The sequence below is a fragment of the Tabrizicola sp. genome (assembly GCF_051645465.1).
In the GTDB taxonomy this organism is placed as follows: domain Bacteria; phylum Pseudomonadota; class Alphaproteobacteria; order Rhodobacterales; family Rhodobacteraceae; genus Tabrizicola.
In genome coordinates this window covers 14,643-36,175 of sequence record NZ_JBOFBI010000327.1, presented here as the reverse complement: position 1 = coordinate 36,175, position 21,533 = coordinate 14,643, and the positions used below count along the sequence as shown (strand labels likewise).

The following is a 21,533-nucleotide window of genomic DNA, read 5'->3' as shown; positions in this document are numbered from 1 at the left end:
AATGCGCCTGCTCTTTTTCAAATACTCCCGCCGGAGGCAGCCGACCTCACCGCCCGCGCTCCACAAGGCGACCATCCGCGGCAGCGCCGCCGAGCGGGGGCTCGATGCCCCCCGAGGCGGCTCCCCCTTGCCCCCGTTTCCGGAAGCAGCGACAAGCCGTCGGATGTTTGAGGTCGCCACCAGTCTTGCCGTTCTCCTGATCCTCGCGGCGTTCGTCGCAGGGTTTGTCGACAGCATTGCTGGCGGGGGCGGGCTGATCACCGTCCCCGCCCTCCTGCTGGCCGGGGCCTCGCCGGTGGAGGCCCTGGCCACGAACAAGCTGCAAGGCAGCTTCGGGGCCGGAACCGCCATGCTGGCCTATGCCAAGGCCGGGCATGTGCGGCCGATGGATCAGCTTGGGATGGCGGCGATCAGCGCGGGCGCGGGGGCCGGAGGGGCGCTTGTCGCTCATCTGATCCCGGCTGATGCATTGCGGCTGATCATGCCCGCGGTGCTGATCGGCGTGGCGCTCTTCTTTGCGTTCAAGCCAGGCCTGACCGACGATGCCCGGGCCGAGCGGATGCGGCCGCAGGTCTTTGCCCTGACCGCAGTGCCGCTGATCGCGGCCTATGACGGGTTCTTCGGGCCTGGGACCGGTTCGTTCTTCATGCTGGGGTTCGTGCTTCTGGCGGGCTACGGCGTGTTGAAGGCCACGGCGCACACGAAGATGCTGAACTTCGCCTCGAACGTCGGCAGCCTTATCGTCTTCATTCCGGCCGGGGCCACCTGGTGGGCGATGGGCTTCGCGATGGCCGCGGCACAGATCGCGGGGGCCGCCCTCGGTGCACGGCTGGCGATCCGGATCGGCGCGGGGCTGATCAAGCCGCTTCTGGTGGTGACCTCGACCGCAATGGCGATCCGGCTTCTCTGGCAGGCTTTCGCGGGTTAGGCGCCCCAGCCCGCACTTTGCATTTCGCGCAACCGGCTGGCCGTGCGCTCGAACTCGAACGAGCCTTCCCCCTCGATGTAAAGCCGCTCTGGCGCCTCGGCGGCGGACGCGATCAGCCGGACCTTCGCCTCGTACAAAGCGTCGATCAGGATGACGAAGCGCTTGGCTTCATTGTAGTTGGCCGATGAGAGCTGGGGGATATCCTCGAGGATCAACACTCGGACCGCTTTCGCGATGGCGAGGTAATCGGCGGGGCCGAGGGGTTTGGAGCAGAGGTCCCAGAAGCTTGCCCGGCCCACTCCATTCGCAAAGCGGGGCAGGCTGACCTTGCGGCTGTTCACCTCCAGCACCAGCGGCTGGTCGGGGGCGCCGCCGGTCAGGTCGGTCCAGATCGCGGCGATCTCGGTGGTGGCGGTTCGGGCGGGGTGGAAGTAGACCTGCGCGCCTTGTAGGCGGTGCTGGCGGTAGTCGGTCGGGCTTTCCAGCTCCACGATCTGCAGCCGGTCTTCCATCATCTCGATGAAAGGCAGGAACAGCACGCGGTTGAGGCCGTCCTTGTAGAGGTCCTGCGGCGGGCGGTTCGAGGTGGTGATGACCACGATCCCTGCGGCGAAGAGCTTTTCGAAGAGCCGCCCCACGATCATCGCGTCGGTGATGTCGGTGATCTGCATCTCGTCGAAGGCCAGGAGCCGGGTGTTCTCGATGACCTCGTCCGCCACCGGGGCCAACGCGTCCTCGACCCCGCGTTTGCGGGCCTCGTGCATGCCGCGGTGGATCTCTTGCATGAAGGCGTGGAAATGGACGCGGCGCTTCTGGGCGATATCGGTGGCATCAGTGAAGAGGTCCATGAGCATCGACTTGCCACGCCCGACCCCGCCCCAGAGATAAAGGCCCTTCGGCGGGGTGATCGGCTTGGCGAAGAGCCCGGTGAAAAGGCCGACGCGGCGGGCGGTGTTGGCCTCTAGCCAGACCCGCAGGGCTTCAAGCTCGGGCAGGATGGCATGCTGCGCCGGGTCGGCCCGGAGGGTGCCGGTGGCGACGCGGGCCTCGTAGATCTGGGTCATGGTCTGGCGCATGGCCGAGACTTAGCCGGGGGCGGGGCGCAAGGGAAGAGCGGGGAAAGGGGGAGGGCGCAAGGGGCTCGCTGCAGTGTCCCACGGGGGGACACTGCGTGGGTGTAAGGGATTTCAAGGAGTTATGAGGTCGGTAAGGGTCTGTTAAGTGTTTTGGCCCAACGGGCGGTTGGTCAAGTCGCGGGCGTTCAGCCCCTCAGACTCGCGTCCGGCGCAACATGCCTTCACCTCGGCGACGACAGGGGGCTTGTTCAGTATCCGCTACTGAATCCAGTACCGGTCCTCGGCGCCGACAGGGCTTCCCTGTGAATTGAAGCGAACCTTTATGTAGTTGTTTGACCTCCACCGGAAAGTGTTGTTGGCATAAGTGACGTCGCCATACCTGTTTTCGCTTACTGCAATACTGACACCAACGGTCCGATCAACCATGATTTCGCTTGACCGGTTCCCCCCCCACCCCGTCACGCTGCCAATCTGGACGCGCTCTGACAAATCGATGCCGTCATCAAGGTCGCCGACCGCGCGCTGTGAAGGATAAAGCTTGCCGCCGTAGACATAGCCAAGAATGTTCGGATTTCCGGATCGAAGAGAACGATGGGGCTGGCTGGAGGACCAGATGGCAGTCGTATCGGGGCCGAAACGGTCAAAGAGTACGCGCAGAACAATGGGCGTGCCGTCCGGTTCGGGAATGTCGGTCATCCGGAGCAAAAGCCTTCCCGCATTGCTGGTCACGCGCCATTTGGGCTTAAGGTATCGCCAGGTCTGATCGCCGCCCACGGGCCGCATCGTCTGCCACTCATACCAGAGCCCGGCACCTATCCCGACACTGGCGGGTGTCGGAATAAGAACGAAGTCAGCTTTGGTCTTTGAGAAGATATCCAGATCGCCCATCTCTTTTTGTACGATGGCTTTTGCCGCTTCTTGGCCAGCCCAATTTCCACCCTTCGCGGCGAGCTTTACGAGTTCGCCCGAACCTTTGAGCAAGCTGTCGATCTTTGCGCCGACACTGAGACCCCAATCGATCCCCGAGGATTCGACCTTGGATTGGACGCGCAAGTTCTTGACGCCGGTCAGGAGACAAACGGCATGGCCGGCATCCACTTGCAGCGAAACTCCGATACGGCCCCCAGTGATGAGGGCCTGAACCGGCACCGGATCACCGCCCATGTTCCACATTGTCAACTGATAGACGCTGCCGCCGATGATCGCCGATCCGCTGAAGCCGCCGCCCGCGATGCCGAGCCACTTGTCGCTGTAGTCCATGCTGTCCATGAAAAATCCTCTTGCTTGAAGTGCTGGGGAGTCGGGACGAGTTAGCGTCGCAGCTTTTTGCTACGACCCTGCAACAGACATCGTACGTCAAGCTACTGAAGCTCAGGCGAAGGCAACAAGTAAGGAATGCCTAAGTTGCCAGTCCTCTGCCGCCTTGTTCCGTGCTGGCAGAGCGGACTGCTGCCGACTCAGGGGTTCGCTGGGGTAGTCGGCTCGGGCGTCGCCTCCGGTGCGGGCTCCGCTGGCGCCGCCCCTTCCGCAGGTGCCTCGCCTTCGGCAGGAGCCTCTTCCGCCGGAGCCTCGGGCGGCGCAGTCAGGACTCCGTTCAGCCAGATGCCCTCGGCGACTTCACCGCCGGCATAGGTGAGCTTGCCAAGCCCCTCGCGCCGGCCGGCCTTGAACTCGCCGACGTAGACATCGCCGGAGGGGTAGGTCGCCGTGCCCTGGCCTTCGATCTGGCCTGCGACCCATTCGCCGACATAGCGGAAGCCGTCGGTCGTCGAGAACTCGCCGTCGCCGTTGCGGAGGCCCGCCTTGAACGTGCCCTTGTAAAGGCTGCCGTCGGCGTAAACGGCGGCGCCCACGCCTTCGCGCTGGCCGTCGATCCAGTCGCCTTCGTAGCGGTAGCCGTCGGGGTAGGTCATCGTGCCCACGCCCTGGGGTTTGGCGTTGACGAAGTCGCCCTCGTAGACCCTGCCGTCGGGATAGGTGGCACGGCCCTCGCCGGTGATCACGCCCGCCTCCCAGTTGCCCTGGTAGGTCGAGCCGTCGGGATAGGTGATGGCGCCCTGGCCGTGCGGCTGGTCGGCCTTCATCGCGCCGATATAGACCGACCCGTCGGGATAGGTGATCGAGCCGGTACCCTCCATCCGGCCATCGGCCCAGGCGCCTTCGTACTTGAAGCCGTCGGTGGTGGTGAAGCTGCCCTGGCCCTGGCGGCGGTCCTTGACCCACGAGCCGTAGTAGATGTCGCCGTTACTGTGGGTCAGTTTCCCCTCGCCCTCGCGCAGGCCGTCCTTGAAGCTGCCTTCGTAGACATCGCCGTTCGGCTGGGTGAGGATGCCCTTGCCGTTGATCTGACCTTCGGCCCAGTCGCCCTGGTAGATCAGGCCGTCGGGCATCGTAAGCCTGCCTTTGCCGGACCGCTGGCCCTTGACGAGCGAGCCCTCGTAGGTCGCGCCATCGGGGTAGGTGATCTTGCCGGTGCCTTCCTTGACGCCCAGCACCCAGTCGCCTTCGTAGGTATAGCCCGAGGGGTTGGTGAGCTTGCCTTTGCCGCTGTGGGTGCCCTTGACGAAGTCGCCTTCGTAGACCGCGCCATTGGCGTAGCGGGCGATCCCCTGGCCGGTCATCTGGCCCTGGACCCAGATACCGTCATACGTGCGACCGTCGGGCGCGGTGATCTTGCCGATGCCATCGGGCTGGCCCTTCACGAAGTCGCCTTCGTAGACCGAGCCGTTGGGGTAGCGCGCGGTGCCCTTGCCGGTGATGTCGCCATCGACCCATGTGCCGGTGTACTCGAAGCCCGAGGGCAGCCGGTAGGTGCCTGTCCCGTGCTGGCGGCCGTTCTTGAAGGTGCCTTCGTAGACGGACCCGTCGTCGTACTGCTTGGTGATGACCTCGCCATCCTGCGCGGCGGCGGGGAGGGCGAGGAGGGTAGCGAGGAGGGCGACAGTCGGCAGGCGCATGAACGAATCCCCGGATGATCGGGGAAAGGTAAGGGGGCCGTTTCAACGTGACAAGCTTCCGTGGGGCGGGGGCTGAGCACTTTTCCTTGCGTCTCAGTCTGCTAGAAGGAAGGCCGAAGAGCCGGGGGCGCACGATGACCGACACGTTCAAACTGATGCTGGCGCAGCTGAACCCCGTGCTGGGGGACATCGCGGGGAATATCGCTTTGGCGCACGGGGCCTGGAAAAAGGCCCGTGCGGCGGGGGCCGACATGGTCGCGCTGACCGAGATGTTCGTGACCGGCTATCAGACGCAGGACCTGATCCTGAAGCCGGCCTTCGTAAGCGCGGCGATCGCGGCGGTCGAGGCTTTGGCTTTGGATTGTGCGCATGGCCCGGCGCTTGGGATCGGCGGGCCGGTGCGGGCGGGGGGCAAGCTTTACAACGGCTACTACGTGCTGGAGGGCGGCAAGGTTCATGCGCGCGTCCTGAAGCACCATCTGCCGAACGATACCGTTTTCGATGAGAAGCGGGTCTTTGCCTCGGCCGATGTGCACGGGCCCTATGTGGTCAAGGGTGTCCGGATCGGGACGCCGATCTGCGAGGACGCCTGGCATCCGGACGTGGCCGAGACGCTGGCCGAGACGGGGGCGGAGATTTTGCTGATCCCCAACGGCTCGCCCTATCACCGGGGGAAGCCCAATCTGCGGCTGAACCTGATGGTCAGCCGCGTGGTCGAGACGGGGCTGCCGCTGGTCTACCTCAACATGGTGGGCGGGCAGGATGACCAGGTGTTTGACGGGTCCTCGATGGTGCTGAACCCCGGCGGTCGGCTGATGGCGCAGCTGCCGCAGTTCGATGAAGCTTTGGTGATGACGACCTTCCGGCGTGGGCCGGAGGGGTGGCGGGCTGAGCCGGGGGAGATCTGCGAGATTCCTCCCATCGGCGAGGCGGACTACCGGGCCTGCGTGATGGGTCTCGGCGATTACATGCGGAAATGCGGGTTTTCGCGCGCGCTGCTGGGGCTCTCGGGGGGGATCGATTCTGCGATTGTCGCGGCCATGGCGGTGGATGCGCTGGGGCCGGAGAACGTGCGTTGCGTGATGCTGCCGTCGGAGTTCACCAGTGCGCATTCGCTGGAGGATGCCTCGGCCGCCGCGCGCGCGCTGGGTTGTCGGTTGGACACGGTGCCGATCTCGGGGGCTCAGACGGCGGTCGGCGAGGCTTTGGGGCCTTTGTTTGCGGGGACGGAGCCGGGGATCACGGAAGAGAACATCCAGTCGCGGCTCAGGGGCGTCATGCTGATGGCGCTGTCGAACAAGTTCGGCGAGATGCTTCTGACGACCGGCAACAAAAGCGAGATGGCGGTTGGGTACTGCACGATCTACGGCGACATGAACGGGGGCTATAACCCGGTCAAGGACATGTACAAGACCCGCATGTTCCTGACCGCGAAGTGGCGGAACGAGAACCACCGGCCCTGGATGAAGGGCCCGGCGGATGAGGTGATCCCGGCGCGGATCATCGAGAAGCCGCCTTCGGCCGAGCTGCGGGCGAACCAGCGCGACGACGACAGCCTGCCGCCCTATGAGGTGCTGGACGCGATCCTGGAATGCCTGGTGGAGAAGGAAATGTCGGTGGCCGAGATCGTGGACCTCGGGTTCGAGCGGGCTGTGGTGAAGAAGGTCGAGCACCTGCTGTATCTGGCCGAGTACAAGCGCTTCCAGGCGGCTCCGGGGGTGCGGCTGACGCAAAAGGCCTTCTGGCTCGACCGCCGCTATCCCATCGCCATGCGCTGGCGGGACGACAGCGGTGCCTGATCAGGCGATCACTGTCGTCAACCTCTACCGGCTCTTGTCGGGGCGCGAGGCGTTCGTGGTGGCAGTGAACGCCTTGGCACGACGGGTCGAGGCCGAAGGGCATCCGGGGGTACTGGAGTATCGCTTCTTCTGTCCCGAGGGCGCGGACGATGGCCGGGCGGTCGTGCGCTACCGCGATGCGGAGGCGTGGGTCGGGCACCACGATCTGGCCATGGGCTGGCCGGAAATGGCGGCGTTCCGGGCGGTGGCAGAGTTGGAGCGGATCGACCTGTACGGCCCGGTGACCAAGGCGATGCAGGACTGGATCGACCGCATGGGGCTTGCGGACAGGGTGTTCCACGCAGGCGGACCGGTTGCGGGATTCAGTCGGTAAGCTGCGCGGTATTGCCCACTCTGGGGTGGTAAGTCGCCGTGTCATCGCCCCGTGACCATGCCTGCGTTAACCTTCTCTCATCCGAGCTGGGGAGGTGGAGATGATCCGTTTTGCGAGCATTCTGGCGCTTTGCGCTGCTCCGGCGGGGGCGGAAACCCTGCGGGTGATGAGCTACAACATCTGGGGTGGCGGCGCGAACGAGGGCAAGGGGATCGAAGAGACCCTGGCCGCGATAAAGGCCGCAGGGGCCGATGTGGTGGGCCTGCAGGAGACGCGGCTGGAAAGCGACCCCTGCACGGCGGAAAGCTGTCCGGCCGTCGGCGACAGCATTGCCCCGGCGCTGGCCGAGGCGCTGGGCTGGTATGTCTATGATCAGACGGCCCAGAATGGTGCGCTTTGGGCGAACGCGGTGATCTCGCGGTATCCGATCGGGGCGGCGTCGGCGAATGATCTGGGGGTGCCTCTGGATGTGAACGGGAAGACGGTCTGGCTGTTCAACATCCATCTGGATGACGAGCCCTACCAGCCCTATCAGCTTCTGAACATCGAATACGGTCCGGCGCCCTTCATCACGACGGAAGCGGAGGCGGTGAAGTTCGCCACCGAAACGCGAGGTCCGGCGCTTGACCTGCTCATGGCCGACATGGCGCAGGCGGCGGACGCGACGGTCGTGGTCGTGACCGGGGATTTCAACGAGCCGTCGGTCCATGATTGGACGCCGGAAGCGGTCGCGGCTGGGCAGCATCCGGTCGCTGTGAAGTGGCCGACGACGGGGCGGCTTGTCGACGCGGGTTTCATCGATGCCTACCGCGCCGTTCATCCCGATCCGGTGGCCAAGCCCGCTTATACGTGGACGCCGTCCTATGAGGAGACGGCGACGGATGACCATCCTGACCGGATCGACTTTGTGCTGGTCCGAGGCGAGGGCGTGTCGGTTACTGAAGCGGCGATTGTCGGCGAAGACGGGCCGAGAAGCGACATCGTGGTCATGCCGTGGCCGTCCGATCACCGGGCAGTGGTGGCCGAAATCGCGTTCTAGCCGCCTAGACCTTGCTCACAACACACTCCGGCAGCAGCCGCATCACATCCTCGGGGCGGCAAAGCTGGGTTGCGTCGGTCATGACCGCAGCCGATGCGGCGGCAGAGCCGATGGCAAGCGCCTCGGCGTTCGACTGGCCGCGCGAGAGGGCGAGGACGAAGGCCGCGACGAAGCTGTCTCCCGCGCCGACGGTGGACTTGACGCGAACCTTTGCGGCCTTGGCGAAGAGGCGGCTGTCCTTGTCGGCAAGCACGTTGCCTTCGGCGCCGCGGGCCACGATCACCGTCTTGGCCACGCCCGAGCGGACAAGCGACTGGGCGAACTCGGCAGTCTCTTCCCGCGTCGCAAGGGGGCGACCGGCAAGGCCTTCGCCTTCCTCACCATCCATCCGCAGGACGTCGAGGTCCGGGATCGGGTGGCGGACGGCTTCGGTGAGGGTGGACCCGGAGGTATCAAGCACGATGCGGCTTTCGGGCATCGACGCCGCAAGCTGCGCCGGGAAGTCGACCGGCACCCCGGGGGGCTGGCTGCCGGAGATGACCGACAGACCGCCGGGCCGCGCGGTGGCACGGAGAAGGGTGAAGACGCGGGCGCGCTCCGCCTCGCCCCAGAGGGGACCGGGCAGCATGAAGCGGTACTGCTTGCCGGTCGTGGCCTCGTTCACCGTCAGCGACTGGCGGGTTTCGCCGGGGCCGAGGATGGAGAGGAAGGTCACCCCGCCGGCCCGGATCAGCCCGGCCAGGCGGTCGCCCGTCAGCCCGCCGATGGCGACAAGCGCCAGGCTGTCACCGCCAAGCGCCTTGATCGCGCGGCTGACGTTCAGGCCGCCACCGCCGGGATCGAGGAGCGGTTCCGAGCAGCGGAGCTTGTGGCCGGGGATCAGCTCATGCACTTCGGTCGCCATGTCGAGTGCTGGGTTGAGCGTGAGGGTAAGGATGGGGCTTTGGGTCATGCGGCACCTGTTCGTGTTACCGCTATCATAGAGGCTTCCACGCGAAATGGAACATACCCCCGACGGTCAGGCCGGGGGCAAAATTCTTACTCAAGAATTTTGGCAAATTCCTTACTTAAGGAATTTGGTCCAGGGCCTCAGCCGTTCAGCATCAGCTGGTAGCTCGCGGGGACATAGCGGAAGCCATCGCCCATCGCTTCGATATAGCCGATGGCGGGGTAGGGCATGTGGTAGCCGATGAAGGGTATGCGGTCGGCGGCGATCATCCCGAAGACCTGCTTGCGCACGGTCGCCGCTGCGGGCTTGTCCATGTCGAAGCGGACTTCCCAGTCGGGCTTCTGCAGCGACCAGACATAATGGTTCGCGGTATCGGCGGTGATCATGAGACGCTCGTTGCTCGAGGCCACCTGATAGACCATGTGACCGGGCGAGTGACCGAAGGCGGCCATCGCGGTGATCCCCTGGGCCGGGCTGCCGCCGTCATCGAGGAAGGTGAACTTGTCGGTCAGCGGCTTCACGTTCTTGTCGAAGCCTTCGTTCCCGGCGGTTGACCAGTAGTTGTGCTCGACCGATCCGGTGAAGTAGCGGGCATTGGCGAAAGTGGGGGTGGTGCCGTCCGCGCCCATGAGCCCGCCGACGTGGTCGCCATGCATGTGGGTGATCACAACGATATCGACCTGGTCCGGCGTGATCCCGGCGGCCGTCAGAGCGGCAAGCGTGCCTTCTGCGGCAAGGCCCGTATCGAAGAGCACGAGTTCCGTCCCGGTGTTCACCAGGGTGGGTGTGAAGAACCCTTGGGACATGTCTGCGGGAATGAAGTTTGCGGCGGAGAGGGCGGCAAACTCTTCGGGCGTGGCGTTCAGGCCGAAGGTTTCCTGCGGCTTGTCGCCTGCCCTAGTCCCGGCGAGAAGGGTTGTCACCTCGAAGTCGCCAAGCACGAAGCGGTGATAGGGCGCGAAGCCCGACCCCTGAAAGTCGACGCGGGCCTGGACAGCGCGAGGGGCAAGGGCGGCGGCGAAGGGAATGGCAGCAGCGGCAGCAAGCGCCTGACGGCGGGATAGGCTGGTCATGGGATCCTCCTTCGGTTGGATGAGCGAAGGATAGGGCGACCTGACGTGGCGGCAGGTCACGGCCGTGTCAGATGCCGTGCGGCGCTGCACAGCAGTTGTGCGCCAGAGACCAAAGCCGGTGCTATTCCCACCAGCGGTCTATCGCGGCGATCTGGTCGTCGGTCCAGCCGAAGTGATGGGCCAGCTCGTGAATCACTACGTGGGACACAAGCTCGCTGATCGAGACATCGCCGCGCTCGGCCCATTCGTCCAGGATCGGGCGGCGGAAAAGCCAGATGACATCGGGGCGCGTGACCTGGTCGGAGGTGGACTTCTCGGTCAGCGGAATGCCGTCGTAAAGGCCGGTGAGCTCGAAGCTGTCTTCGACGCCCAGCTCCTCCAGCATCTCGTCGTCCGGGAAATCCTCGACCCGAAGCCGGACGTGGGTCGCCGGTATGCGGAAAGGCTCGGGCAGGGTCGAGATCGCTTCATGGGCGAGCTCTTCGATGAAACCGAGGGTCGGGGCGAGGCTGGCGGGCGCGGGATTGGTCATGACGCGAAGATAGGAAGTCGGGTCTGCGGGGGGAAGGGGCGATGGGGCCGCAGATGTGGTAGGATCATGGAAGGACGGGAGGTTGGGATGGCGAAGGAGCGGAAGACGAAAAGTGCGCCTCTGGACCGGGCGGCCTTTCTGGCGGGAGTGGAAAGTGCGGAGCGGAGGGCTGAGGCCGAGCGGCTGATCGGCCTTTTCGGGCGAGTGACGGGCTGGGAGCCGCGGCTCTGGGGGCCGTCGATGGTGGGCTTCGGGCGCTATGAGTATCGGTATGACAGCGGGCACGGCGGAGAGAGCCTGGCCACCGGGTTTTCGCCGCGGAAGGCGGAGTTGTCGATCTACATCCTGCCGGGATATGCCGATTTCGGCCCGATCCTTGCGCGGCTTGGGCCGCATCGGACGGGGAAGTCCTGTCTTTACGTCAAGCATCTGGACCGGGTGGACGCGGTGGTTCTGGAAGAGCTGATCCGGGCGGGGTTGGCGGACCTGGCCACGCGCTGGACGGTCCATCCGGTCTGATCCTGAAACGGGGAGCCTTCGGGCAGGGCATCGAGCCCCGCCCGAAGGCGCTGCCGCGGACGGGATCGGCGACGGCGCAAACTGGACAAAGGCGGGGTCATGTGACAGGGAAGGTCGCCTGAAGGAGCCTGTCCCATGTCTACCGTTACCCGCTTCGCCCCCTCGCCCACTGGCTGGATTCATGTGGGCAACCTGCGCACCGCGCTGATGAACTATCTGATCGCCCGAAAGAATGGCGGCCAGTTCATCCTGCGGCTGGACGATACCGATCAGGAGCGGTCGAAAGAGGAATATGCCGACGGGATCAAGGCTGACCTCGAGTGGCTGGGGCTGCATTGGGACCGGGTGGAGAAGCAGTCCCTGCGGATGGAGCGCTACCGGGAGGCGGCAGACACGCTGCGTGCGGCGGGGCGGTTCTATGAGTGTTTCGAGACGCCCACCGAGCTGGACCTGAAGCGCAAGAAGCTTTTGAACATGGGGCGACCGCCGGTCTACGACCGGACCTCGCTGAACCTGACCGAGGCGGAGCGCGCGGCGATGCGGGCCGAGGGGCGCGAGGGGTATTGGCGGTTCCTTTTGAACCAGAACCGTATCGAATGGACGGACGGCATCCTCGGCCCGATCTCGATCGATGCGGCGTCGGTGAGCGATCCGGTGCTGATCCGGGCGGACGGGCAGGTGCTTTATACGTTCGCATCCTCGGTCGATGACATCGACATGGGGGTGACTTTCATCGTGCGCGGGGCGGACCATGTGACGAACACGGCGACGCAGATCCAGATCATGGGGGCTTTGGGCGGCCGCCCGCCAGCCTTTGCCCATCACAGCATGCTGACGGGCGCCGAGGACGAGAAGCTCTCCAAGCGGTTCGGCACCTTGTCGCTGCGCGACTTGCGGGCACGGGGGGTGGAGCCGATGGCGCTGCTGTCGATGATGGCGCGGCTTGGGTCGTCGAAGCCGGTAGAGCTGGCGGGGTCGATGGAGGAGCTGATCGAGGGGTTCGATGTGAGCTCGTTCGGTGCGGCGCCGACGAAGTTCGACCCGGAGGATCTGTTCCCCCTGACCCGACACCATGTGCAGGGGCTGCCCTTTGCGGCGGTGCGCGAGCGGATCGCGGCGCTGGGCGTGCCGGACGCGGAGGCCGAGGCGTTCTGGGCGGTGGCCAAGGGCAACATCACGGTGCTGGCCGATCTTGCCGAATGGTGGGCGCTCTTCCGCGATGGGGCCGAGCCGGTCGTGGACGAGGCCGACCGGGAATTCGTGGCCAAGGCGCTGGCGATGCTGCCCGCGAAGCCCTGGACGCAGGGCACCTGGGGCGAGTGGACCTCGGTTGTGAAGGAAGCAACGGGGCGCAAGGGCAAGGACCTGTTCCGGCCGCTGCGCCGGGCGCTGACGGGGCGGGATGCGGGGCCGGAGATGGCGGATGTGATGCCGCTTCTGCGCAAGGTGCCGACGGTCTGAGCTTGCGGCTGGTCCCCGGGGGCTTCGCGCCCCCCGGACCCCCGCGGGATATTTGAGGACAAAGAATGCACAGGCGCGATTTTGCGCAGGAGGTGCAAATGGCGGGACCGGGCGGGCAGGCGAAGTTTGTCGAGGGGAACCTTTTCCGGCATGTGTCGGTGATGGCGCTGACCTCGTCGGTCGGGCTGATGGCGGTGTTTGTCGTCGACCTGATCAACATGCTTTACATTGCCATGCTGGGGCGGGCCGAGCTGGCGGCGGCGATCGGCTATGCGGGCGCGATCCTGTTCTTCACCACCAGTTTCGGGATCGGTATGTCGATCGCCGTCGGTGCCCTGGTGGCGCGCGCCCTTGGGGCTCGGGACCCGGTGCTTGCCAAAGCGCGGGCGACGACGGGGCTTATCATCGGCTTTGTCTTCGGCTCGCTCTTCGCGGCGGTGGTCTGGCTTGCGCTTGGACCGTTGGTAGCGCTTCTGGGCGCGACCGGTGAGACGGCGGAGCTGGCTGTTCATTTCTTGGCGATTGTCACGCCCTCGCAGCCTTTGCTGATGGTCGGGATGATCGGCGGTGCCATTCTGCGCAGCCACGGCGATGCGCGCGCCGCGATGATGGCGACGGTCTGGGGTGCCCTGGTAACGGCGGCGCTGGACCCGATCCTGATCTTCGGCCTTGGCTGGGAGCTGACCGGGGCGGCGCTGGCCAGCGTCGTGGCGCGCGTGGTGATCGCGGTGATGGCGCTGCAGCCGATCCTGAAGAAATACGGCGGGTTCGACCGGCCTACGGCAGGGCAGGTCGTGGCCGACATGGGGCCGATCTGGGGGATCGCGCTGCCGGCGATCCTGACCCAGGTGGCAACGCCGGTGGGCCAGGCGTTCATCACCCGCGCAACATCGGCCTATGGCGAGGCGGCCGTCGCGGGCATGGCGATTGCCGGGCGTCTGACACCGGTGGCTTTCGGGGTGATCTTTGCGCTGTCCGGGGCGATGGGGCCGATCATCGGGCAGAACTTCGGGGCGGGGCGGATGGACCGGGTCAAGCGCGCTTTCCTTGACGGGCTGATCTTTACGGGGCTGGTGATCGTTCTGGTCTCGGCGGTGCTCTTCGTGCTTCGCGGGCCTATTGCCGATGCGTTCAACGCCGAGGGGCTGACGCGCGATCTCGTCTATCTCTTCTGCGGGCCGCTGGCGCTTTTGTGGTTCTTCAACGGCGTGATCTTCGTCGCGAATGCTGTCTGCAACAACCTTGGGCGGCCGTTCTGGTCGACGGTGGTGAACTGGGGGCGGCATACAGTCGGGACGATCCCGCTGGCGATCTGGCTGGGCGGGGTCTGGGGGGCTGAGGGGGTGCTGATCGGGCAGGCTTTGGGCGGTGTGATCTTTGGCCTCGCCGCGGCCTGGCTGGCGCTGATGGCCATTGCCGCGCCAGCGGTTCAGCCGACGCGCGGGCGGCCGGTGCCCGAACCGGTGCATGCGCCCGAAGCCGAGGCAGTGGCCAGCCCCGGCGAACGGCGGGCGTGAGGCGCCGCGCTGCCGCGCAGAATGAATTGCTCCGAGTCGTTGACAGAGAGCTTCCGTCGCTTGCCTGTTATGGAGGTCGGAATCCCGAGATTCATTCTTATAACCGGTTGCTCGGGCGCCGGAAAATCAACGCTTCTTTCCGCTTTGCGATCTGCCGGGCATGCCGTTGTGCCCGAGCCTGGCCGCCGGATTGTCGCCGAGGAAATAGCCAGTGGTGGCGCTGCGCTTCCCTGGATCGACCCGGCCGCGTTCGCGCGGCGCGCAGTTGCCATGTCGAGATCCGATCTGATCTCAGCGGGCGCCGCGCATGGTTTCGTGTTTTTCGACCGAGGGCTGATCGATGCGGCGGTCGCTCTGTGTCACATTCGAGGGATCCCGATCGAGGATACCTTGGGCGGCTTGAAGCCCTACGCTGATCCAGTCTTTCTCGCGCCGCCGTGGCCAGAGTTGTATGAAAATGACGAAGAACGTCGTCACGGATTTGCTGAAGCGCTTCAAGAATTTGCGCGATTGGAGGCTGCCCTTTTTCGTCTGAACTATGAGGTTCGCCAGCTCCCAAAGGCACCGGTCGGGGAACGTCTCGATTTCGTTCTGAACTCGCTTTCTCGATAGCTTGGGGTGTGCTGATGGTCATGCCCGCTGCTTCCACAGCGCGAACCATATCCCCGGTCACTTCTCCCTGGTCGAATGTGGTCACCCTCGCCTCGCATACCGTCGTATTCCGATTTTCCCTTGCCGCAGACGGGGCCGATGGGCTAACCAAGACGCGTCAGGTTCGGGAGAATCCGGCGGGCCTCATGGCCCATCGGTGCCGAAGGAGCAACCGCCCCGGTAAACTCTCAGGCGCAAGGGACCGTAGCTGACAACGACACTCTGGAGAGTTCCTGGTAAAACCGGGACGCCGAAGGGATAACGATCTCAGGCGCACGTGACGTGCAGGGACAGAGGGGGCATCGAGAGGGTGGGATTGGCCTGCCCGGGCGATGCCGGTATGCTCCGGCCGGAATGAGGGAGGGCGGCGATGGCCGACCTGGAGGACGGGCTTCTGCGGCTGGGGCTTGATGCCCTGCACGAGGAGCTGGGCGGCAAGATGGTGCCCTTCGCGGGGTACCGGATGCCGGTGCAGTATCCGGACGGGGTGCTGAAAGAGCATCTCCATACCCGTGCGGCGGCGGGGCTTTTCGATGTTTCCCATATGGGTCAGGTGATCCTGCGGCCGAAAGGGTCGATGGAGGACCTGAAGCTTGCCTTTGAGGGCTTGATGCCTGTCGATGTGCTGGGCCTGGCCGAGGGACGTCAGCGCTATGGGCTTTTCACCAACGAAGCTGGCGGCATCCTTGATGACCTTATGTTCACAAACCGCGGGGATCATCTTTATGTCGTCGTGAATGCGGCGTGCAAGACGGCGGACATTGCGCATATGGCGGCGGGAATGTCGGGGGTGTCGGTGGAGCCCGCGGCCGACCGGGCGCTGCTGGCGCTGCAGGGGCCGGGGGCAGAGGCGGCGCTGGGGGCTTTGGTGCCGGCAGTCAGCGCGATGCGGGTCATGGATCACCGGGTGGTCGGCGACATCTGGGTGTCGCGCTCGGGCTATACCGGTGAGGACGGGTTTGAGATTTCGGTCTCCGAAGGGCAGGCCGAGGCGTTCGCGCGGAAGCTTCTGGCAGAGCCGGGGGTCGCTCCCATCGGCCTTGGCGCGCGTGACTCGTTGCGGCTGGAGGCGGGGCTTTGTCTCTATGGCCACGACATCGATGAGGGCACGAGTCCGGTCGAGGCGAACCTCGCCTGGGCGATCCAGAGGGCCCGCCGGGCCGGTGGCGCTCGGGAAGGTGGCTTTCCCGGTGCCGCGCGTATCTTGCGGGAATTGGCCGAGGGGCCGGAGCGGCTGCGCGTGGGCCTCTGCCCCGAAGGCCGGGCGCCGATGCGTGAGGGGGTGGAGCTTTTCGCGTCCGATGGTGGGCCGGTCGGCCGCGTCACCTCGGGTGGGTTCGGGCCTTCGGTGGCAGCCCCCATTGCGATGGGCTACGTTACGACCCATTTCGCGGTCACCGGCACCGCGCTGAACGGCGAGCTGCGCGGCAAGCGGCTGCCCCTGACTGTAAGCGATCTTCCTTTCCATCCCACCAGCTACAAGCGTTGAGGCGAGACGATGAAGTATACCAAGGAACATGAATGGCTGCGCGTCGAGGGTGACCTTGTCGTAGTCGGCATCACCGAACACGCGGCGACCCAGCTGGGCGACGTGGTTTTCGTGGAACTGCCCGAGACCGAGACGCAAGTTGCCGAGGGCGACGAGGTCTGCGTGATCGAAAGCGTCAAGGCGGCCTCCGACATCCTGGCCCCGATCGACGGCGAGATCGTCGCGGTGAACACGAAGCTTGTCGACAACCCTGGCCTGGTGAACGAGGACCCGACGGGGGCCGCCTGGTTCTTCAAGCTGCGGGTCGATGATCTGGGCGTGCTGGACCAGTTCATGGACGAGGACGAGTATCAGGACCTGATCGGCTGACCAGACACGATTTTTCTGCGAAAAATCGGATTTTCGGGTTTTCGACGAAAACCCGAGGTCCGGTTGCACAGGACGGAGCGCCATGACCTTCACGCCCACCGACTACAACCCCTACGACTTCGCCAACCGCCGCCATATCGGCCCTTCGCCTGCGGAGATGGCCGAGATGCTGACCGCTGTCGGCGTCCGGTCGCTTGACGAGCTGATCGATCAGACCGTTCCGCCCTCGATCCGGCAGACAAAGCCCCTGACCTGGGCGCCGCTTGCCGAGCACGAGCTTCTCGCGAAGATGAGTGAGGTCAGCCAGAAGAACCGGGTCATGACCCAGCTCATCGGGCAGGGCTACTATGGCACGGTGACCCCGCCCGCGATCCAGCGCAACATCCTGGAGAACCCGGCCTGGTATACGGCCTACACGCCCTATCAGCCGGAGATCGCGCAAGGTCGGCTTGAGGCGTTGCTGAACTTCCAGACCATGGTCTGTGACTTGACCGGCCTCGATGTGGCCAACGCCTCTCTTTTGGACGAAGCGACAGCGGCGGCCGAGGCGATGACGATGGCCGAACGGGTGGCGAAGTCGAAGGCGCGCGCGTTCTTCGTGGATCGGTTCTGTCATCCGCAGACGATTGCGGTCATCAAGACCCGCGCGCTGCCCCTGGGGATCGAGATCATTGAGGACGTGGTCGAGAGCTTGGACCCGTCGAAGGTCTTCGGCGCGATCTTCCAGTATCCGGGCAGCTATGGGCATGTGCGGGACTTCACCGCCGAGATCGCTGCGCTGCATGCGGCGGGAGCGGTTGCCGTAATGGCGACCGATCTGCTCGCGCTTTGCATGCTGAAGGAGCCTGGCGCGATGGGGGCGGATATCGCCATCGGCTCTTCGCAGCGCTTCGGGGTGCCGATGGGCTATGGCGGGCCGCATGCGGCCTTCATGGCGGTGAAGGACGCGCACAAGCGGCAGATGCCGGGGCGGATCGTGGGCGTTTCGATCGACGCGCAGGGCGGCAAGGCGTACCGGCTGTCGCTGCAGACCCGCGAGCAGCATATCCGGCGCGAGAAGGCCACGTCGAACGTCTGCACGGCGCAGGCTTTGCTGGCTGTGATGGCGAGCATGTATGCGGTCTTCCATGGGCCGAAGGGCCTTCGGGCGATTGCCGAGCGGGTGCATTTCCTGACCCAGCGGCTGGCGCGGGCCCTGAAGGCGGCGGGGGCGAAGGTGTCTCCGAAGGCGTTCTTCGACACGATCACGGTCGAGGTCGGCGTTGGTCAGGCGGGCATCCTTGCGGCCGCAAGGGCCGAGGGGTTGAACTTCCGCAAGATCGGGTTGGACCGCGTCGGGATCAGCCTGGACGAGACGACGGACCTCAAGGTCCTGATCCGCATCCTCAAGGCCTTCGGGATCGACGGAGTGCCGCCGCACCGGTCGTCGCTGGGCTTCCCGGAAGAGATGCTCCGGACGACCGATTATCTGACCCATCCGGTCTTCCACATGAACCGGGCGGAATCCGAGATGATGCGCTACATGCGCCGCCTCTCGGACCGCGACCTGGCGCTGGACCGGGCGATGATCCCGCTTGGTTCCTGCACAATGAAGCTGAATGCAGCGGCCGAGATGATGCCGATCACCTGGCCGGAGTTCGGCTCGCTTCACCCCTTTGCCCCACGCGATCAGGCGGCGGGCTATACCGAGGCGATCACCGACCTCTCGGCGAAGCTTTGCGAGATCACCGGCTATGATGCGATGTCGATGCAGCCGAATTCCGGGGCACAGGGGGAATATGCGGGGCTGTTGACGATCCTCGCCTATCACCGGGCGCGGGGCGACCATGACCGGAAGGTCTGCCTGATCCCGGTTTCGGCGCATGGCACCAACCCGGCCTCGGCCCAGATGGCGGGGATGGAGGTGGTGGTCGTGAAGTCCGCGCCGAACGGGGACGTGGATGTCGAGGATTTCCGCGCGAAGGCGGTCGAGGCGGGCGCAAGGCTTGCGGCCTGCATGATCACCTACCCCTCAACCCATGGCGTCTTTGAGGAGACGGTCAGCGACATCTGCAAGATCACCCACGACCACGGCGGGCAGGTCTATATCGACGGCGCCAACATGAACGCGCTGGTCGGCCTGGTGAAGCCGGGCGAGATCGGGGGCGATGTCAGCCACCTGAACCTGCACAAGACCTTTGCCATTCCGCATGGCGGCGGAGGGCCGGGGATGGGGCCGATCGGCGTCAAGGCCCACCTCGCGCCGCATCTGCCGGGGCACCCGGAGACGGGGGGCGACGGGACGGTTTCCGCGGCACCCTACGGGTCGGCGTCGATCCTCCTCATCAGCTGGGCCTATTGCCTGATGATGGGCGGGCCGGGGCTGACGCAGGCCACGCGCGTGGCGATCCTAAACGCGAACTACATCGCGGCGCGGCTTTCCGGCCACTACCCGATCCTCTTCATGGGCAACAAGGGCCGCGTCGCGCATGAGTGCATCCTCGACACCCGCCCCTTCGCCGAGGTGGGCGTCACGGTCGACGACATCGCCAAGCGCTTGATCGACAACGGCTTCCACGCGCCCACGATGAGCTGGCCGGTGGCGGGCACGCTGATGGTGGAGCCCACCGAAAGCGAAACCAAGGCCGAGATCGACCGCTTCATCACCGCGCTCCTTTCGATCCGCGAGGAGATTGCGGCTGTGGAGCGGGGGGAGATTTCGTCGGAGGAATCGCCCCTCCGCCACGCTCCGCACACCGTGGCCGCCCTGGTGGGCGAGTGGAACCGCAAGTACAGCCGCGAGGCCGGGTGCTTCCCTCCCGGTGCCTTCCGGGTCGACAAGTACTGGCCTCCAGTTGGGCGGGTCGACAACGTCTATGGCGACCGCAACCTCATCTGCACCTGCCCGCCGGTCGAAAGCTACATGGAGGCGGCGGAGTAAGCTGCCCAAGATCCTTCCTTAAGGATCTTGGCAAATTTCTTACTCAAGAAATTTGGCTCATGACATATTGTGTCGGTGGCCGGACTTACGGCGTGGGCCTCGGCGCCGGTGTTCCAAGCGCGCCGCCGGGGCGGGTGCCAAGGCCGCCGCCTGAACCTACGCCGCTGGTCTTGGGCTTGGTCAGGTCGGGCACTTTCGGCGGCGCCTTTTCCGTGCCCGGGTTGCTTCCGATGATCTTGCCGCCCACGCCTTCGCCGCCCCGCTTCGCCAGGCAGTCCTGCGCCATCGCGAGGGCCGGCGTGACGCCATCGATATCGAACCCGTCGTCGATGCCCATGCCGAGCATCCGCAGGTACCGGCCGCTGTTCAGGAAATCGATCGTCGCCTGGACCCCGTCGTAGGTGATCCCGCCATAGTTCGCGTCCCAGGCCTCACCGTTGCCGATGGCAGGCAGGCCGGTTTCCATCATCACCCAAAGCTCGAACTGCTGGCCGGGCTGGAAGGTGATGCCGGGTTGCGACAGAAGGATCGACAGCGTGTCGTTCGGGTAAAGGCCGATCCAGAGCTGCTGGCCGTTCACATAGCTGACCGAGGTGTAGCAGTACGAGAACGCCCCCCGGTTGTCCGTGTAGGCGCCGCCGACCCAGTTGCCGGACTCGAATTGCGACCCGGGGATTTCCTGGGCCAGAGCGGGGGAAAGGGCTGTGGTGGCCAACAGGGCCGAGGCAAGAGCAAGAACGCGCATGGGTGGATCCTGAGCAGTTTTCTTCACACCAGAATGACAATGGAACGGTTTCGCAATCAAGTCAGGCTTTCCAGAAGGCGCAGCGCGGGCCATTGACCGGGCAAGGCCGCCGCGCTAGCCCTGCGCCGGATGACCCCGACCCGGCCCCCTTTTCTTGACGGACTTGTCGCTAGCCTGCCCATCGTGATGGGCTATTTCCCGATCGCATTTTCCTTCGGCGTGGCGGCCACCAGGGCGGGTTTTTCGGCGCCGGAGGCGCTTCTTCTGTCGCTGATCATCTATGCCGGGGCCTCGCAATTCCTGGCGCTTGCGCTTCTGACATCCGGTGCGCCGGTCCTGGTTTCGGCCTTTACGCTGATCGCCATGAACCTGCGGCACGTGCTTTACGGCCCGGCGCTGATGCGGGAAGCCGGGCGCGAGGCGTCGGCGCGGCATGCTTGGGCCTGGGCCTTCGGGCTGACGGATGAGGTCTTCGGTCAGGCGCTTGGGTCGCTGGCGCGGGGGCAGAAGTTCTCTGAAGCGCACATGTTCGGCCTTGGGCTTGGGGCCTATGCCAGCTGGCTTGCGGGCACGGCGGTCGGCGCGGTTGCGGGTGGTGGAGCGCTTGAGGGCTGGCCCGCGCTCAGCGCCGGTCTTGGTTTCATGCTGCCTGCGCTGTTCCTGGCGCTGCTCCTGTCCATCCTCAGCCGCCGTCAGCTGCCGGTGATCGCCGTTGCGGGCGTGGTGACGGTCGTCGGCACTATCGTGATCAGTGGCACCAGCGGCATTCTTCTGGGCATGCTCGCCGGGGCGATGACGGGGCTTATCCGCCGATGAACTGGGAGCTTCTGACCGTGGCCCTGCTGGCTGGGGCCGCGAACTGGGCCTTCCGCGCCCTGCCGGTGATTGCCAGGACGGACCGTCTGGCTGCAGGTGGCTGGCTTGAGCGGTTCCTGTCGGCCACCGGCCCCGCCGCGATTGCCACCCTTTTCGTCGCCGCGATCCTGCCCGCCCTCTCGCCCGACCTTGCCCGGCTTCTGCCGGTGATCATCGGAACGGTTGCGGTGGTGGGCGTGTACTTCCCGTCCCGCTCGGTCGTCCTGGCCACGCTCGCAGGGGCCGCAGCGCATGCCGCAACCGTCTGGCTCATGGCCTGA

General features: G+C 65.4%; 20 protein-coding genes and 1 riboswitch. Of the genes, 13 read left to right on the top strand and 7 right to left on the bottom strand.

The annotated features are described in order from the left end of the window. Window positions 1-163: 163 nt before the first annotated feature. Window positions 164-928 (top strand): TSUP family transporter, encoded by a 765-nt coding sequence (locus ACRCSW_RS21235; protein ID WP_438707648.1) that lies wholly within the window; start codon window positions 164-166, stop codon window positions 926-928. Here ACRCSW_RS21235 and zapE read toward each other — a convergent pair. From zapE to ACRCSW_RS21220, 3 genes are all read right to left on the bottom strand, one after another. Further along, on the bottom strand, window positions 925-2,004 hold the full coding sequence (gene zapE, locus ACRCSW_RS21230) for a cell division protein ZapE (protein WP_438707647.1): 1,080 nt from the start codon (window positions 2,002-2,004) through the stop codon (window positions 925-927). The genes ACRCSW_RS21235 and zapE overlap by 4 nt on opposite strands. 258 nt (window positions 2,005-2,262) lie before the next feature. Beyond that, on the bottom strand, window positions 2,263-3,273 hold the full coding sequence (locus tag ACRCSW_RS21225) for a hypothetical protein (RefSeq protein ID WP_438707646.1): 1,011 nt from the start codon (window positions 3,271-3,273) through the stop codon (window positions 2,263-2,265). Between the two features lie 188 nt (window positions 3,274-3,461). Then, a complete protein-coding gene (locus ACRCSW_RS21220; protein WP_438707645.1) occupies window positions 3,462-4,961 on the bottom strand; it encodes a 2-isopropylmalate synthase in 1,500 nt (499 codons plus the stop codon). Between the two features lie 134 nt (window positions 4,962-5,095). Between ACRCSW_RS21220 and ACRCSW_RS21215 the strand changes: the two genes are divergently transcribed. The 3 genes from ACRCSW_RS21215 to ACRCSW_RS21205 all read left to right on the top strand — a co-directional run bounded on the left by ACRCSW_RS21215 (window position 5,096) and on the right by ACRCSW_RS21205 (window position 8,172). Then, entirely contained in the window at window positions 5,096-6,760 is a 1,665-nt protein-coding gene (locus tag ACRCSW_RS21215; RefSeq protein ID WP_438707644.1) for an NAD+ synthase, read from the top strand. Beyond that, a complete protein-coding gene (locus ACRCSW_RS21210) occupies window positions 6,753-7,133 on the top strand; it encodes an antibiotic biosynthesis monooxygenase (RefSeq protein WP_438707643.1) in 381 nt (126 codons plus the stop codon). The genes ACRCSW_RS21215 and ACRCSW_RS21210 overlap by 8 nt, the downstream gene beginning before the upstream one ends. A gap of 100 nt (window positions 7,134-7,233) precedes the next feature. Next, a complete protein-coding gene (locus ACRCSW_RS21205; RefSeq protein ID WP_438707642.1) occupies window positions 7,234-8,172 on the top strand; it encodes an endonuclease/exonuclease/phosphatase family protein in 939 nt (312 codons plus the stop codon). Window positions 8,173-8,176: 4 nt separating this feature from the next. Here ACRCSW_RS21205 and ACRCSW_RS21200 read toward each other — a convergent pair whose 3' ends face one another. The 3 genes from ACRCSW_RS21200 to ACRCSW_RS21190 all read right to left on the bottom strand — a co-directional run bounded on the left by ACRCSW_RS21200 (window position 8,177) and on the right by ACRCSW_RS21190 (window position 10,726). Then, entirely contained in the window at window positions 8,177-9,124 is a 948-nt protein-coding gene (locus ACRCSW_RS21200) for a 1-phosphofructokinase family hexose kinase (RefSeq protein ID WP_438707641.1), read from the bottom strand. 137 nt (window positions 9,125-9,261) lie between these two features. Next, complete coding sequence (locus ACRCSW_RS21195) at window positions 9,262-10,194, bottom strand: MBL fold metallo-hydrolase (RefSeq protein WP_438707640.1); 933 nt, start codon at window positions 10,192-10,194, stop codon at window positions 9,262-9,264. A 121-nt stretch (window positions 10,195-10,315) separates the two neighbouring features. Further along, window positions 10,316-10,726 carry a metallopeptidase family protein gene (locus ACRCSW_RS21190; RefSeq protein ID WP_438707639.1) on the bottom strand — a complete coding sequence of 137 codons (411 nt, stop codon included), beginning with the start codon at window positions 10,724-10,726 and terminating at the stop codon, window positions 10,316-10,318. 87 nt (window positions 10,727-10,813) lie between these two features. On the opposite strand from ACRCSW_RS21190, the gene ACRCSW_RS21185 reads away from it, so the two are divergent. The 7 genes from ACRCSW_RS21185 to gcvP all read left to right on the top strand — a co-directional run bounded on the left by ACRCSW_RS21185 (window position 10,814) and on the right by gcvP (window position 19,652). After that, a complete protein-coding gene (locus tag ACRCSW_RS21185) occupies window positions 10,814-11,245 on the top strand; it encodes a DUF1801 domain-containing protein (RefSeq protein WP_438707638.1) in 432 nt (143 codons plus the stop codon). A gap of 135 nt (window positions 11,246-11,380) precedes the next feature. Next, window positions 11,381-12,706 (top strand): glutamate--tRNA ligase, encoded by a 1,326-nt coding sequence (gene gltX, locus ACRCSW_RS21180; RefSeq protein ID WP_438707637.1) that lies wholly within the window; start codon window positions 11,381-11,383, stop codon window positions 12,704-12,706. Window positions 12,707-12,804: 98 nt separating this feature from the next. Next, window positions 12,805-14,223: an MATE family efflux transporter gene (locus ACRCSW_RS21175; RefSeq protein ID WP_438707636.1), complete on the top strand. Its 1,419-nt coding sequence runs from the start codon at window positions 12,805-12,807 to the stop codon at window positions 14,221-14,223. A 21-nt stretch (window positions 14,224-14,244) separates the two neighbouring features. After that, window positions 14,245-14,835, top strand: a complete 591-nt coding sequence (locus ACRCSW_RS21170; RefSeq protein ID WP_438707635.1) for an AAA family ATPase — start codon at window positions 14,245-14,247, stop codon at window positions 14,833-14,835. 154 nt (window positions 14,836-14,989) lie between these two features. Then, a riboswitch (glycine riboswitch) is annotated at window positions 14,990-15,089 on the top strand. A gap of 155 nt (window positions 15,090-15,244) precedes the next feature. Further along, window positions 15,245-16,363 carry a glycine cleavage system aminomethyltransferase GcvT gene (gene gcvT, locus ACRCSW_RS21165; protein WP_438707634.1) on the top strand — a complete coding sequence of 373 codons (1,119 nt, stop codon included), beginning with the start codon at window positions 15,245-15,247 and terminating at the stop codon, window positions 16,361-16,363. A gap of 9 nt (window positions 16,364-16,372) precedes the next feature. Further along, window positions 16,373-16,732 (top strand): glycine cleavage system protein GcvH, encoded by a 360-nt coding sequence (gene gcvH / locus ACRCSW_RS21160; RefSeq protein WP_438707633.1) that lies wholly within the window; start codon window positions 16,373-16,375, stop codon window positions 16,730-16,732. Window positions 16,733-16,814: 82 nt separating this feature from the next. Further along, window positions 16,815-19,652 carry an aminomethyl-transferring glycine dehydrogenase gene (gcvP, locus tag ACRCSW_RS21155; protein WP_438707632.1) on the top strand — a complete coding sequence of 946 codons (2,838 nt, stop codon included), beginning with the start codon at window positions 16,815-16,817 and terminating at the stop codon, window positions 19,650-19,652. 85 nt (window positions 19,653-19,737) lie between these two features. Here the strand turns inward: gcvP and ACRCSW_RS21150 are convergent, their stop codons facing one another. Then, window positions 19,738-20,397, bottom strand: a complete 660-nt coding sequence (locus ACRCSW_RS21150; RefSeq protein WP_438707631.1) for a hypothetical protein — start codon at window positions 20,395-20,397, stop codon at window positions 19,738-19,740. Window positions 20,398-20,526: 129 nt separating this feature from the next. Here ACRCSW_RS21150 and ACRCSW_RS21145 point away from each other — a divergent pair, with 129 nt between their 5' ends. Both ACRCSW_RS21145 and ACRCSW_RS21140 read left to right on the top strand, forming a co-directional pair. Beyond that, entirely contained in the window at window positions 20,527-21,213 is a 687-nt protein-coding gene (locus ACRCSW_RS21145; RefSeq protein ID WP_438707630.1) for an AzlC family ABC transporter permease, read from the top strand. Next, window positions 21,210-21,533, top strand: a complete 324-nt coding sequence (locus tag ACRCSW_RS21140) for an AzlD domain-containing protein (RefSeq protein ID WP_438707629.1) — start codon at window positions 21,210-21,212, stop codon at window positions 21,531-21,533. The genes ACRCSW_RS21145 and ACRCSW_RS21140 overlap by 4 nt, the downstream gene beginning before the upstream one ends.

What these genes read in the sequence shown, in the direction of transcription:
- ACRCSW_RS21200 (WP_438707641.1), bottom strand. Translation starts at nt 9,124, where the DNA reads ATGACCCAAAGCCCCATCCTTACCCTCACGCTCAACCCAGCACTCGAC.
- ACRCSW_RS21205 (WP_438707642.1), top strand. Translation starts at nt 7,234, where the DNA reads ATGATCCGTTTTGCGAGCATTCTGGCGCTTTGCGCTGCTCCGGCGGGG.
- zapE (WP_438707647.1), bottom strand. Translation starts at nt 2,004, where the DNA reads ATGCGCCAGACCATGACCCAGATCTACGAGGCCCGCGTCGCCACCGGC.
- gcvT (WP_438707634.1), top strand. Translation starts at nt 15,245, where the DNA reads ATGGCCGACCTGGAGGACGGGCTTCTGCGGCTGGGGCTTGATGCCCTG.
- ACRCSW_RS21150 (WP_438707631.1), bottom strand. Translation starts at nt 20,397, where the DNA reads ATGCGCGTTCTTGCTCTTGCCTCGGCCCTGTTGGCCACCACAGCCCTT.
- gcvH (WP_438707633.1), top strand. Translation starts at nt 16,373, where the DNA reads ATGAAGTATACCAAGGAACATGAATGGCTGCGCGTCGAGGGTGACCTT.
- ACRCSW_RS21225 (WP_438707646.1), bottom strand. Translation starts at nt 3,273, where the DNA reads ATGGACAGCATGGACTACAGCGACAAGTGGCTCGGCATCGCGGGCGGC.
- ACRCSW_RS21190 (WP_438707639.1), bottom strand. Translation starts at nt 10,726, where the DNA reads ATGACCAATCCCGCGCCCGCCAGCCTCGCCCCGACCCTCGGTTTCATC.
- ACRCSW_RS21175 (WP_438707636.1), top strand. Translation starts at nt 12,805, where the DNA reads ATGGCGGGACCGGGCGGGCAGGCGAAGTTTGTCGAGGGGAACCTTTTC.
- ACRCSW_RS21195 (WP_438707640.1), bottom strand. Translation starts at nt 10,194, where the DNA reads ATGACCAGCCTATCCCGCCGTCAGGCGCTTGCTGCCGCTGCTGCCATT.
- gcvP (WP_438707632.1), top strand. Translation starts at nt 16,815, where the DNA reads ATGACCTTCACGCCCACCGACTACAACCCCTACGACTTCGCCAACCGC.
- ACRCSW_RS21215 (WP_438707644.1), top strand. Translation starts at nt 5,096, where the DNA reads ATGACCGACACGTTCAAACTGATGCTGGCGCAGCTGAACCCCGTGCTG.
- gltX (WP_438707637.1), top strand. Translation starts at nt 11,381, where the DNA reads ATGTCTACCGTTACCCGCTTCGCCCCCTCGCCCACTGGCTGGATTCAT.
- ACRCSW_RS21170 (WP_438707635.1), top strand. Translation starts at nt 14,245, where the DNA reads ATGAATTGCTCCGAGTCGTTGACAGAGAGCTTCCGTCGCTTGCCTGTT.
- ACRCSW_RS21220 (WP_438707645.1), bottom strand. Translation starts at nt 4,961, where the DNA reads ATGCGCCTGCCGACTGTCGCCCTCCTCGCTACCCTCCTCGCCCTCCCC.
- ACRCSW_RS21145 (WP_438707630.1), top strand. Translation starts at nt 20,527, where the DNA reads ATGACCCCGACCCGGCCCCCTTTTCTTGACGGACTTGTCGCTAGCCTG.
- ACRCSW_RS21185 (WP_438707638.1), top strand. Translation starts at nt 10,814, where the DNA reads ATGGCGAAGGAGCGGAAGACGAAAAGTGCGCCTCTGGACCGGGCGGCC.
- ACRCSW_RS21140 (WP_438707629.1), top strand. Translation starts at nt 21,210, where the DNA reads ATGAACTGGGAGCTTCTGACCGTGGCCCTGCTGGCTGGGGCCGCGAAC.
- ACRCSW_RS21235 (WP_438707648.1), top strand. Translation starts at nt 164, where the DNA reads ATGTTTGAGGTCGCCACCAGTCTTGCCGTTCTCCTGATCCTCGCGGCG.